This is a genomic window from Clostridium putrefaciens, from assembly GCF_900461105.1.
GTDB classification, from domain to species: domain Bacteria; phylum Bacillota; class Clostridia; order Clostridiales; family Clostridiaceae; genus Clostridium_L; species Clostridium_L putrefaciens.
Genome location: NZ_UFWZ01000001.1, coordinates 2,917,102 through 2,930,041, shown reverse-complemented (window position 1 = coordinate 2,930,041; position 12,940 = coordinate 2,917,102). Strand labels below are relative to the sequence as shown.

The window sequence follows — 12,940 nt, the reverse complement described above, 5'->3', positions numbered from 1 at the left end:
ATAAAAGAGGAGGAAAAGATATGGCATCTTCAATTAAGGATGTAGCTAGAGAAGCAGGAGTATCGATTGCTACAGTTTCAAGAGTATTAAACGATGTAGACGTTGTAAATGAGGACACGAAAAAGAAAGTGGTAGAGGCTATAAAAAAGTTAGCATATAGACCAAACATAGTAGCTAGGAGTTTAAAGACGCAAAAGACAAAAACTATAGGTATATTAATACCAGACATATCTAATCAGTTCTACCCAGAAATAGTAAGGGGTATAGAGGATGTAGCTAACATATATGATTACAATGTAATGCTCTGTAATTCCGATTCTGATTTAGAAAAGGAAAAGGAATACTTAAGGGTTCTAAAGGAAAAAATGATAGATGGAGTATTATATATGAGTACTTCCCTTGAGCCGGAGATTTTAGACCTTATAAAAGAATTGGAACTTTCTACAGTGCTTGTAGAAAGTAAGGATGAGGAAGGAGATCTTCCGAGTGTGACAATAGATAATAAACAGGCGTCTTATGATGCTACAAGGTATCTTATAGATAAAGGCAATAAAAGTATAGCTTACATAGGTACTCCTAAAAATGTTAAGAATGCTTGGAGTTTAAGGTATTTTGGATATAAAGAAGCTATACAACAAAGTGAATTAAGCTTTAATGAAGATTTAGTACACTTTGGGGACTTAAAAGCTCAAACAGGCTATGAAGGAGTGGAAAAGTTTATAGAAAAGGAAAATATAGATGCTATATTTTGTGCGTCAGATGAGATTGCTATGGGGGCTATAAATGCACTAAGATCGAAAGGTATATTAGTTCCAGAGGATATTGATGTAGTAGGTTTTAATGATTTATACTTAGCATCTATATTTTATCCAAAGCTTACAACTATATCTCAGCCAATGTATGATATGGGGTCTGTAGCTATGAGAATGCTTATAAAACTTGTAAATAATAAAGAAAAAGAATTAGATCAAAAGCATTTTGAACTTCCATATATATTAGTGGAAAGAGATTCTTGTAAAAAGTAATTAAAAGGTTAGTAAAAATGTATTAATGCATTTTTACTAACCTTTTTTAATAAAGATAAATTTCAATAATAAATTCAACTAATTTCTAATTAAAAGATATACTTATATATTTTAATTAATTGACATAGTACTCACTTTACTTTAATATATACCGTATGAGGGTATAGAAAGGAAGTGTTAATTTGAAAAGATGGATAAAACTTTTAATAGTACTTGTAATTGCTTTAGCCCTGTTTGGTGTATATTATGCTAAAGGGTCTAATAAAAATAATATTAAAGACAAGGATGAGAAAAAAGGTATAGCTTTTGAAAGGTATAACCCGGATGACGATAAAGATAGTGATATACCAATTCTTTTAGAACTAGGGTCACCTACGTGTCCTGCATGTAGGCGCATGGAGCCGATTTTAGAAGAATTTCATAATAAATATGGAGATAAGGTTAAAGTTAAAAAAGTAAATATTGAGTCACCAGAGAATAATGATTTAGCACAAAGATATAAAGTAAGACTTATGCCTACATTTATATTTCTTGATAAAGATAAAAAGATAAAGGGCAGATATGAAGGCATGCTTCCAATAGAAGACATAGAGAAGGTATTTAACTCTATGGGGGTAGTGGCAGATGAATAGTTTTCTTTCAGATTTTAACAATGTAATTAGTAGTAGTGTTTGGATTGCGCTTGTTATGTCTTTTGTTGCAGGAATCGTATCTTCATTTAGCCCTTGTGTATTGTCTTCAGTACCTTTAATTGTTGGATATATGGAAGGCAATAAAGTAAAAGATAAAAAGGTTGCGTTTAAGTATTCACTAGTATTTAGTTTGGGTATTATATTTACATTCACTTTAATCGGGGTTTTATCTGCAGTGCTTGGAAGGTTCTTCTCAGGAGCTGGGAGGCTTTGGTATATAGTATTAGCTGGTATAATGATATTAAGTGGATTACAACTTTTGGGAGTTGTAAATATAGGAAAGTCTAAAGATAGTTGCAAGATACCTAACAAGAGAAAAGGCTTCTTTGGCGCTTTTGTACTAGGTATTTTAGGTGGGGCTCTGTCTTCACCTTGTGCCACACCGGTATTAGCAGCTATATTAACCTTTGTTGCAGGTAAGGCTAATATAACTTTAGGTATAGGGATGCTTTTATTGTATTCGCTTGGACATTGCGCTCTAATAATATTAGCAGGTACTTCAGTTGGATTTGTAGAACATTTGAGTAGTTCACCAAAGACAGTTAAAGTTGGAAATATATTAAGATTGTTTCTTGGAGTACTTATAATTCTTCTTGGTATATATTTATTTTCATTAGGGATATAAAAGGTTTTAAATTATAGTTGCATTAACAACTGTTTTATATTAAAATAATGGTTGCTCATGCAACTATTATTTTTTTTAGGAGGGATTATGGGTAAAGATAATAAAGTTTATTATGGTAAAACTATAGGACATTATATATCAATATTATATAGATTAGGTGGAATTCATTACTCAAAGGAGTTTGCTAAATTTAATATAGGCAGTGGACAATTTGGATTTTTATCTTATGTATTTGAACATAATGGAGTTAGCCAAGAATGTATAAGTAACAATCTTTTAATGGATAAAGGAACTACAGCAAGAGCCTTAAAAAGGTTAGAAGAAGAGGGATATATAAAAAGAGAGGTAGATTTAAAGGATAAAAGAATTCGAAAGGTTTTTGTAACAGAAAAGGCTTTAGGTATTGAAGATGAATTTTTTGTTATACTAAAAAGCTGGAGTAAGATCATTTCCTCGGATTTTACTGAAGATGAAAAGAATACTCTTTTAAATTTATTCAAAAGAATGGTTGATAACCAAAAAGAGGTTTTAATAAAGGAGAGATAATATGGAGTTTGATAGACAAAAGAGGCTTGGTATAGAGCCAATAGGGGAACTACTTGCTAAATTTTCTATTCCAGCTATTGTTGGAATGTTAGTGAATGCTTTTTATAATATAGTAGATAGACTTTACATAGGACATATAAAAGATGTAGGGCATATAGCTATAACAGGAGTTGGATTAACACTACCTATAACAACAATGATAATGGCTTTTGGAATGTTAGTTGGGATAGGTTCTGGGGCAGCTATGTCCATAAAGCTTGGTAAAAAGAAGTTCAAGGAAGCTGAAAAGATTGTAGGTAACGCATTTGTTTTAAATGTAATAATAAGTATAGCAATTACAATTTTAGGTCTTATCTTTGTTGGACCATTACTTAAGGTTTTGGGATCGAGTGGAGAAACATTTGGATATGCAAAAGAGTATATAGATATAATCATTATGGGAACCATATTTAATTCAATGGCATTTTCTATGAATAGTCTTATAAGAGCTGAAGGAAACCCTAAGATGGCTATGATAACTATGCTAATAGGAGCATTGATTAATACTATATTAGATCCTATATTGATATTTACATTTAATATGGGAATTAAGGGAGCTGCAATTGCAACAGTTATATCCCAAATAGTCTCAGCAACATGGGTATTAAGTTACTTTTTAGGAAAGAAAAGTACTATAAAGATAAAGAAAAGAAACATGAAGTTAGATAAAAAGGTTGTAAGTAATATATTTTCTATAGGTGTAGCACCTTTTTCCATGCAGATTGCAGCAAGTTTAGTTGCAATAACGGCAAACAAGGCTTTAAAGTCTAATGGCGGTGATTTAGCTATAGGTGCTATGGCGGTTATAAATAGTGTGGCACTTATATTTTTAATGCCTATGTTTGGATTAAATCAAGGATCTCAGCCTATAATCGGATTTAATTATGGAGCAGGAAACCATAAGAGAGTAAAAGATACCTTAAAGACAGCGGTAGCAGTAGCAACTATAATTGCCATTATAGGGTTTATATTAATTCAAGCATTTCCAGATAAGATAATTGGTTTTTTTAATAAAGATCCTGAATTTTTAAGAATAGGCACCCAGGGTATAAAGATATATTTATTCATGATGCCGGTTATAGGATTTCAAATAGTTAGTTCAAGTTATTTTCAAGCAGTTGGTAAGTCAAGGCTTGCAATGTTTTTAGGTATGCTAAGACAAGTAATCTTATTAATTCCATTGTTAATTATACTTCCTAATATAAAAGGGTTAGGTCTTATAGGAGTGTGGCTTGCTGGACCTATATCAGATGTATTAGCCTCAATTATAACAGGAATATTAGTAGTAAAAGAGATGAGAAGTTTAAACATAGCACATAATGAGTCCATAGTACAAGACTCTAAGTCAGCTTAGTCATAAATAAGAGTAATAAAAAAGATGGTTTCTAATTAATGTAGAAATCATCTTTTTTAAATTTATAATTTTATTCAAAGAAACTTCAGTTGAGTATAGGTAGATTGTTACAATTGTAATGTTTTTAATTAAGTCTTTTTATTATCTCTAGCCCGTTATCTTCCTCTACAAATGGCGCGGTAAACATGAAAGATTTTATATACCCGCAACTAGCACATACACAATCACAAACATCAAATGGAATACCATCTACTAAAGTTATGTCTAAATCTTCAGTTAAATATTCCCCACCACAAACCTCGCAAGGTGTCTGGTTTATAACTTTGTATTCACTTTCAATATATTTCATAATATCTCTTATAGTCATCATAATTATCTAAACAAACCTTTCATATATAATCAATTTATATTGATATTTTAACATTTATACAACTTTTATGGTAGCACTATTATATTTTAAATGCAACTATTGTATTTAAATTTTAACCTTCTTAAGACTTTAAAGTAATCATATATATTAATCAAGTATTATAAAATATGTGACTTAAATTATATAAGTTAGCATTAAGATTGGAGGTAACATGATTAATTACATTTGGTTTTTTATGATAGTTGTAAGTATAATTTGGGGGCTGTTATTTGGTAAGGCTGAAATAATATCTAAAGCAATTATAGATTCTTCTAGCTCTACTGTAAATCTTACAATAGGACTTTTAGGTATTATTAGCCTTTGGTCTGGAATAATGAAAATAGCAGAAAAAAGTGGTCTTACAGAAAAGATATCAAGGTTACTTTTACCTATATTAAAGATCTTATTTAAAGATGCTGCAAAAGATGAGAAGGCCTTAGGTGCAATTGTTATGAATTTAAGTGCTAATATTATGGGATTATCAAATGCTGCAACTCCCTTTGGAATTAAGGCAATGGAAAGGCTCCAAGAATTAAATAACCATGGTGATACAGCAAGTAACGATATGGCATTATTTCTAGTACTTAATGCTGCTTGCATTCAATTAATTCCAACCACTGTAATATCGTTAAGGGCAGTTGAAGGATCAAGCAATGCTGCAATTATAATAGTACCTGTAATTATAACTACATCAATTGCGGCTATGGTAGGTATAATTTGTTGTAAAATATTAGAAAAGTTTTTTTAAGGTGAGGTGAATAATTATGATTTCATATATGTTTAAAGGAATTATACCTATAATTATATTAGCTATAGTAGGTTATGGTGGGATAAAGGGCGTAAAGATATATGAGTGTTTTGTTGAGGGGGCAAAGGATGGAGTAAGTGTTTGCTTTAGGATATTTCCATATCTTTTAGCTATGCTTTTAGCGGTAACTGTATTTAGGCAGTCAGGTGCCTTAGATCTATTGGTAAGGGTATTTAAGCCTATAATGAGTTTAATAGGTGTTCCTGCAGAACTCGTACCATTAATATTTATAAAACCACTTTCAGGGAGTGGGGCTTTAGGAGTATTTACTGAAACTATTAGAGAATATGGAGTAGATAGTAAAATAGGACTTATAGCTTCAATACTTATGGGATCAACAGAAACTATATTTTATACTATAACTGTATATTTTGGTGCAGTTGGAGTAAAAAAGATAAGGCATACTTTATGGGCAGCTATTATGGCGGATATAACAGCTATAATAATATCTGTGACTTTAGTTAATTTATATTTTAGCTAACTTATATCGGTATTAAGTTAAATTAATATGAAAAACAAAGGAAGGGTTTAACAATACGCACTAAGGGATATATGGTACCACTTGGTGCGTGTTTTTAAATGTTGATAACGGATAAGATTTAATATAGACTTATATATAATACATACATAATATGGAGGAGGAGATTAAATATGATAGAACTTAATAATGTAAGTAAAAGTTACAATGGAACAACCAAAGCTGTAGATGGAATAAATATAACCATAAAGGATGGAGAAATATTTGGGTTTTTAGGTCCAAATGGTGCTGGTAAAACTACAGCAATAAAAATGATGACAGGTATTATAAGTCATGATTCAGGTGAGATAAAGCTAAATGGTATAAATATAAAGGAAAATGCAATAGAGGCTAAAAAGCAATTTGGATTTGTACCTGATAATCCAGACATGTTTTTAAGATTAAAAGGCATTGAGTATCTTAATTTTATGGCTGATTTATACGAAGTTCCAAAAGCTTTAAGGAAAGAGAGGATTCAAAATCTAGCTCGTAGGTTTGAGATGAGTGATGCTCTAGGTGATAAAATACAAAGTTACTCACACGGTATGAGGCAGAAGATAGTTATAATGGCAGTGCTTATACATAATCCGTCTATATGGATATTAGATGAGCCACTTACAGGGCTTGATCCAAAGTCTTCATATATGTTAAAAGAGATGATGAAAGAACATGCATCTTCCGGTAATACGGTATTTTTCTCTACGCATGTACTTGAGGTTGCGGAAAAGGTTTGTGATAGAGTAGCAATAATAAATAAAGGTAAGATATTATTTTGTGGAACACTTCAAGAAATAAAAGAACACATGAAAGAAAATTCTTCATTAGAAAATATATTCTTGGAGATGACTGAAAATGAGTAAAATATTTATATTGATTAAGGTATTGTTTAAAAATGGAAGCGGTAGTGAAGGAAAGAGAAAGAGAAAGAGTAGAATTCCATCAATGATCTTAAATATATTTTTAGGATTAATACTTATAATGTCAATAGGGATACCTATAGGTACCTTTACAGCATCTGTATATAAGGATGTTGCTGCAGTTGGACAAGAGGGTATAATTTTGAGCCTAGCATTTTCTATGGTTAGCTTCATTATTTTTATATTTGGAATTATATATGTGCTGACTACATTTTACTTTTCTAAGGACATTGAGGCTCTTTTACCATTACCTTTAAAAGCGCATGAAATACTTTCAGCTAAGTTTATAACAGTTTTAATATATGAATATTTAACTGAGGTTATTGTGCTTTTACCTGTACTCATTGGTTATGGCGTAAAAGCTAATACGGGAATAAGTTATTGGTTTATTTCTATAATTATATTTTTACTTCTACCCGTTATGCCATTAGTGTTAGCTTCAATGCTTAATATGGTTATCATGAGGTTTACGAACCTTGGAAGACATAAGGATGCTTTTAGAGTTGTTGGGGGTATACTTGCTATATTTTCAGGACTTGGAGTAAATCTTTTAGTTCAAAAAGCTAGTTCATCTAGTATGGGACAAGAAAACTTACTTGAGGTTTTATCTAAGGGTAATAATTCCATGATGAACCTTTTAAGTGGCATGTTTCCTACATCTAAATTAGCAGCGTTATCCTTAGTTTCAACTTCCACAAGTAAAGGTATTGTGAACTTATTATTATTTGTACTAATAACTGTAATATCTTTTGCAATATTTATGATACTAGCAAAAATACTTTATTTTAAAGGAGTAATGGGGTCATCTGAATCCTTTTCTAAAAGGAAGGAATTGAAATCTACAGAACTTGATAAAATAACCTCTGAAAATTCAAAAATAAAGTCCTATGTAATAAAGGAATTAAGGGTTGTATTTAGAACACCAGCATTCTTATTAAATTGTGTAGTTGGGAGCATTGTATTTCCTATATTTATGATGGTATATGGACTTATGGATCCTAAAAATATACAGATGATAACAAAGGTTACAGGTGATGTAAAGGATCCTAAGTTGCTAGGTATTATTTTCGGTGTATCCTTTAGCGTAATTTTATTTATAAGTGGTTCTAATGCTATGGCTTCTACGGCTATATCAAGAGAAGGAGAGCTTATGTTTATAAATAAGTATATACCAATTACTTATAGAGAACAGATATTTTCTAAAATAATATCTTCTGTTATTGTAAATATGATAAGCATTATATTAATTACGGCAATGATAATTATATTAAAGCTTCCATTTAGTCTTGTTATATCTATATTTATAATATCTATATTAGGAAGTATTTTTACCTCTACCCTAGGTGTTATTATAGATACAAATAGACCAAAACTTAACTGGGATAATGAACAAAAGGCAGTTAAACAAAATCTTAATTCATTTATAAGCTTTGTAATATCAATTTTAATTGGTGGATTAAACATATACTTATTCTTAAAATTAGAGCCAACATTATTAATAGGATTTATATCTTTGACTTTGGTAATATCATTAATAATTGCTTTACTTATTTATTATATAAATGGTAAGGGTCAGGAAGTATATGGAAGAATAGAATAAGCTATATAAATAAAGCAGCTGTATTTAACATGAATTTTGTTAAAACAGCTGCTTTATGTTTATAAGTATATAAGTATGTTTAGATAAATCTATTTTATTTAACCAAGTTTTTGTTGAGATTCTTTTTGTAAAAGTAATATATTATACTTCCATCAAATATCCACTGCACAGAAGTTACAATCCATACCCAAGCTACATTTAGATGTAGTTTATATATAACAATATACATAAGGGGGAGCCTTATTATCCAGCTAGATATTATAGAAACCTTAAAGGGTGTCTTGGTATTTCCAAGGCCTTTGAAAGCCCCTCCAGCTATCATGGAAACAGCCATAAATGGTTGTTCTATAGCTGCTATCATAAGGCAAAGTGTTCCAAGGCTTATAACATCTACCTCATTAGGACTTATAAATAACTTAATGAGCCCATTTGGTATTATCAAAAATAACAAGGAAGACATAATCATAAATGAGGTTCCTAAAATCATAGATAACTTTGCATACCTTTCTGCCTTTTGTAAATTGCCTTCCCCAACCTTATGACCAACTAAGGTGGTTGCGGCAACAGCGAATCCCCAACCTGGCATAAAAGATATGGACTCTATGGTAGTTGTTATTTGGTTAGCTGCAAAGGCTACTGTGCCCATACTAATTACCATTAGATTGCTTATAATTCTACTTGTAGTAAAGGCTGCTTCTTGCATAGAAGAAGGAATAGATAATCGAAGTAAATCTCTAAAGTTATACAATTTTATCTTTTTCACATATTTAATCCTAGGTTTTATAGGGGATTTACGTATAACATAGCGTAATATGAATAAGAATCCTAGGAATTGAGCTATAGTGGTAGCTATAGCAGCCCCGCGTATGCCAAGCTCTGGAAGCCCGAGATTACCAAATATAAGTCCATAATCTAAAGTTATATTTACTATATTTATAAGTATCGATGCTGCAAGTGGAGTCTTAGTATTTCCATAGCCTCTTAATGAAGAATTTAATAAAATCATTAACATATTAAAAAATATTCCTATAGAAGCTATTCTCATATAAGGCGCACCCATAGCTATTACATTTTCATCTGCACCGGTAATGGAAAGTAATTTAGTACTTCCAAGAAAAAATATTAAGAATCCTATAAAAGATAGAATACTTCCAATAATAAAACCTAAAGTTAAATATTCCTCAGCTGCGGATTTTAAATTTGCTCCAACCCTTCTAGCAACCAGAGAGGTTATACCTACACCGATACCTACTGCTATGAAGATATTAGAAAATCCATACATTAATTCAGAGCCAAGACCAACACTACTTACAGCAACGTTCCCGCCATAACGACCTACCATCATTGTATCGAACACCCATACCATCATATATAATATGTTTTCACCTACAGCAGGTAGCGCTAACTCTAGAACATCCTTTAGGTCAGATTTTTGATATTTAAACAAGAAAAAACCTCCTTAACGCTAATACTGTAACCATTATATTATATATGCCACTTTTAAAATAGATTAGTTACTAAAAAGATAAGATTATTTAAACAAAATAGCAATAAGAGAAGGTGTTGTTACTTCTACTTATTGCTATTTAAATTTAAAGAATAACTATATTTAGTTACATATATATTAAGATCTAGATAATTTTTTCTTTTTATTATATATACTATCTACTATTACTGCAATTGCGTTATCACCAGAAATATTGCAAGCTGTACCGAAGCTATCTTGAGTTATATAAAGAGCTATCATTAGTGCAAGTTGCGCTTCCGTAAAGTGAAGGTTAGTTTGTAACACACCAAGTGCAGCCATTACAGCTCCACCAGGAACACCAGGAGCTGCAACCATTGTTACACCTAACATTGCAACAAATCCTAGCATTTGAGGTAATGTAAAACTAACACTATTTAACATCATAACAGCCATAGCACAAGAGGTAAGAGTAATTGTACTTCCAGATAAATGTATAGTTGCACATAAAGGAACTACAAACTCTCTAATTTCTTTAGATACACCATTATTTTCAGCACACTTTAAATTTACAGGTATGGTAGCGGCTGAAGATTGAGTTCCTATTGCAGTTAAGTAACCTGGAACTTGATTTTTTATCATGCTAAATGCATTTTTCTTTGATATAGCTCCAGCAATAGAAAATTGAATTAATATTATTAAAAAGTGCATTGCAATAACTATTAAGAATACCTTCCAGAATACAGATATAATTCGTCCAACCTCACCTGCATAAGTCATATTAGCAAATATGCTAAGGATGTAGATTGGAAGTAAAGGTATAATAACATTGGAAATTGTTTTATCAACTATTTGTTGAAATTCAAAAGCAATCTTACGAAGCCCGTCACCTTTTACAGCAGCTATTCCAAGGCCTAATAAAAAGGCAAAAACTAAGGCACTCATAACGGTCATTATTGGATCCATTTCGATAGTAAAGAAAGGTTTCAAAAGATGTTCTTCTGGATTTACAGCATCACTTATCATATTAGTTGCTTTAATGAAACTAGGGAAGATATTTACACCAACTATGTAAGCAAAAAGTCCAGCAATTAATGTTGATACGTATGCGATACCAGCTGTAATACCAAGAAGTTTACCAGCATTGCTACCAAGGTCTGCTATACCAGATACTATGAAACCGAGAATTATTAAAGGGATAAGGAATCCTAAAAAGTTACCAAAGATAGAACTAAAGGTAACGAATACCCTTACAACAACTTCAGGCATAAACTTTCCAATAAGTATACCTAGTATAATAGCAGCAATAAGTTTAGGTATAAGTCCGATTTTTTTTGTCTTGTCCAATTAAATCACTCCTTAAAAATTATTAATATTATAAATATTATAAAAGGTTATAAAGGTTAGGTTTAAAAATGAAATAAAGATAATAAAACATACACTTATTAAAATATTCTGAATATATGTCAAGTATTAATATATAGTATATAGTATATAAAGTCAAATTATAAAATGCATTTTACTTCATTATAAATAGAAAAGGTATAACGAAGTGAAAACGTTTTTAAACGGCAGTAAGAAGTAGTAAATAGAAGTATAAGGGAATATGTTTAAGTATTTTAAGGAAATTAGACTATGGATATGTGATAATAAGTTTGATATAATATCCATATACATAAGATAAATATTGTATCTCACAGAGAAACAATATTACGGAATAAACCTAAATATAAGGAGGACATGATATGGGAAGCAAAGCCTTACAAAAGTTTCTAAACGATAATCTAAACGATTTAAAGTCTAAAGGTCTATACAATGAAATTAATGTTTTAGAGAGTGGTAATGGACCAATAATAAAAGTTAAAGGTAAAGAACTTATAAATTTATCATCAAATAATTATTTAGGATTAGCTAACAATGCCAAGATGATAGAAGAATCTATTAAAGCTACTAATAAATATGGTGTAGGTGCAGGCGCAGTTAGAACCATAAATGGAACTTTAAAAATACATGAAGAGCTTGAAAAAAGATTAGCTGAATTTAAACATACAGAAGCTTCTATAGCTTTTCAATCAGGATTTAACTGTAATGCAGGGGCTATACAGGCAGTTATGAATAAAAAGGACGCTATATTATCTGATGAGTTAAATCATGCATCTATAATAGATGGATGTAAATTATCAGGAGCTAAGATTATAAGGTATAAGCATAATGATATGCAAGATTTAAAGGTAAAAGCAAAAGAAGCAAGAGAAAGTGGTTTATACGAAAAGTTAATGGTTATTAGTGATGGAGTTTTCTCTATGGATGGAGATGTTGTTAATCTACCAGGACTTGTAGAAGCTGCAGAAGAGTTTGATCTAATAAGCTATATAGATGATGCTCATGGTTCAGGAGTTATGGGGAAAGGTGTTGGAACAGTAAAGCACTTTGGATTATCTCATAAAGTAGATTTTCAAATGGGGACTTTATCAAAAGCTATGGGTGTAGTTGGTGGATACGTGGCTGGTACTCAAGATCTAATAGATTGGTTAAAAGTTAGAGCTAGACCTTTCTTATTTTCTACATCATTAACACCAGCTTCCTGTGGAGCTATAATTGAAGCGTTGAATATAATGACAAATAGCACACATCTTGTAGATAAGGTTTGGGAAAATGGAAACTATTTAAAAAAGGGTTTAAAGGAACTAGGATTTAATATAGGTCATAGTGAGACACCTATAACTCCATGTATAATAGGAGAAGAAAAGTTAGCACAACAATTTAGTAAAAGGCTAATGGAAGAAGGGGTATACGCTAAAGCTATAGTATTCCCAACAGTGCCAATGGGAACTGGAAGGGTTAGAAATATGCCTACAGCAGCTCATACAAAGGAAATGTTAGATAAGGCATTAGCTATATATGAAAAGGTTGGTAAGGAATTAGGCGTAATTAAATAGTTTC

At 31.0% G+C, this 12,940-nt stretch carries 13 protein-coding genes; 10 read left to right on the top strand and 3 right to left on the bottom strand.

The features are described from left to right. The first annotated feature begins 20 nt into the window (after positions 1 to 20). The 5 genes from DY168_RS13520 (at position 21) to DY168_RS13500 (ending at position 4,281) form a co-directional block, all read left to right on the top strand. Entirely contained in the window at positions 21 to 1,025 is a 1,005-nt protein-coding gene (locus tag DY168_RS13520; protein WP_115642204.1) for a LacI family DNA-binding transcriptional regulator, read from the top strand. Between the two features lie 182 nt (positions 1,026 to 1,207). Beyond that, the gene (locus DY168_RS13515) at positions 1,208 to 1,657 is read left to right on the top strand and encodes a thioredoxin family protein (RefSeq protein ID WP_115642203.1); all 450 of its coding nucleotides are present in this window, start codon (positions 1,208 to 1,210) and stop codon (positions 1,655 to 1,657) included. Further along, on the top strand, positions 1,650 to 2,342 hold the full coding sequence (locus DY168_RS13510; protein ID WP_115642202.1) for a cytochrome c biogenesis CcdA family protein: 693 nt from the start codon (positions 1,650 to 1,652) through the stop codon (positions 2,340 to 2,342). Before DY168_RS13515 ends, DY168_RS13510 begins: the two co-directional genes overlap by 8 nt. Positions 2,343 to 2,429: 87 nt before the next feature. Beyond that, a complete protein-coding gene (locus DY168_RS13505) occupies positions 2,430 to 2,888 on the top strand; it encodes a MarR family winged helix-turn-helix transcriptional regulator (RefSeq protein ID WP_115642201.1) in 459 nt (152 codons plus the stop codon). Position 2,889: 1 nt separating this feature from the next. Next, positions 2,890 to 4,281 carry an MATE family efflux transporter gene (locus DY168_RS13500; RefSeq protein WP_115642200.1) on the top strand — a complete coding sequence of 464 codons (1,392 nt, stop codon included), beginning with the start codon at positions 2,890 to 2,892 and terminating at the stop codon, positions 4,279 to 4,281. Positions 4,282 to 4,405: 124 nt separating this feature from the next. On the opposite strand, the gene DY168_RS13495 is transcribed toward DY168_RS13500, so the two are convergent. Next, entirely contained in the window at positions 4,406 to 4,648 is a 243-nt protein-coding gene (locus tag DY168_RS13495; RefSeq protein WP_115642506.1) for a metal-binding protein, read from the bottom strand. Between the two features lie 214 nt (positions 4,649 to 4,862). On the opposite strand from DY168_RS13495, the gene DY168_RS13490 reads away from it, so the two are divergent. The 4 genes from DY168_RS13490 (at position 4,863) to DY168_RS13475 (ending at position 8,532) form a co-directional block, all read left to right on the top strand. Continuing rightward, positions 4,863 to 5,438, top strand: a complete 576-nt coding sequence (locus DY168_RS13490) for a nucleoside recognition domain-containing protein (protein ID WP_115642199.1) — start codon at positions 4,863 to 4,865, stop codon at positions 5,436 to 5,438. Between the two features lie 19 nt (positions 5,439 to 5,457). Beyond that, positions 5,458 to 5,979 (top strand): spore maturation protein, encoded by a 522-nt coding sequence (locus tag DY168_RS13485; protein WP_115642505.1) that lies wholly within the window; start codon positions 5,458 to 5,460, stop codon positions 5,977 to 5,979. Between the two features lie 170 nt (positions 5,980 to 6,149). Continuing rightward, a complete protein-coding gene (locus DY168_RS13480; RefSeq protein ID WP_115642198.1) occupies positions 6,150 to 6,875 on the top strand; it encodes an ABC transporter ATP-binding protein in 726 nt (241 codons plus the stop codon). Further along, positions 6,868 to 8,532 (top strand): putative ABC transporter permease subunit, encoded by a 1,665-nt coding sequence (locus tag DY168_RS13475; RefSeq protein WP_115642197.1) that lies wholly within the window; start codon positions 6,868 to 6,870, stop codon positions 8,530 to 8,532. Before DY168_RS13480 ends, DY168_RS13475 begins: the two co-directional genes overlap by 8 nt. Before the next feature lie 94 nt (positions 8,533 to 8,626). On the opposite strand, the gene DY168_RS13470 is transcribed toward DY168_RS13475, so the two are convergent. Together DY168_RS13470 and DY168_RS13465 are read right to left on the bottom strand one after the other, a co-directional pair. Beyond that, a complete protein-coding gene (locus DY168_RS13470; RefSeq protein WP_242984133.1) occupies positions 8,627 to 9,979 on the bottom strand; it encodes an MATE family efflux transporter in 1,353 nt (450 codons plus the stop codon). A gap of 177 nt (positions 9,980 to 10,156) precedes the next feature. Further along, positions 10,157 to 11,344: a dicarboxylate/amino acid:cation symporter gene (locus DY168_RS13465; protein ID WP_115642196.1), complete on the bottom strand. Its 1,188-nt coding sequence runs from the start codon at positions 11,342 to 11,344 to the stop codon at positions 10,157 to 10,159. A gap of 398 nt (positions 11,345 to 11,742) precedes the next feature. Between DY168_RS13465 and DY168_RS13460 the strand changes: the two genes are divergently transcribed. Beyond that, the gene (locus tag DY168_RS13460; RefSeq protein ID WP_115642195.1) at positions 11,743 to 12,936 is read left to right on the top strand and encodes a glycine C-acetyltransferase; all 1,194 of its coding nucleotides are present in this window, start codon (positions 11,743 to 11,745) and stop codon (positions 12,934 to 12,936) included. Positions 12,937 to 12,940: the final 4 nt, after the last annotated feature.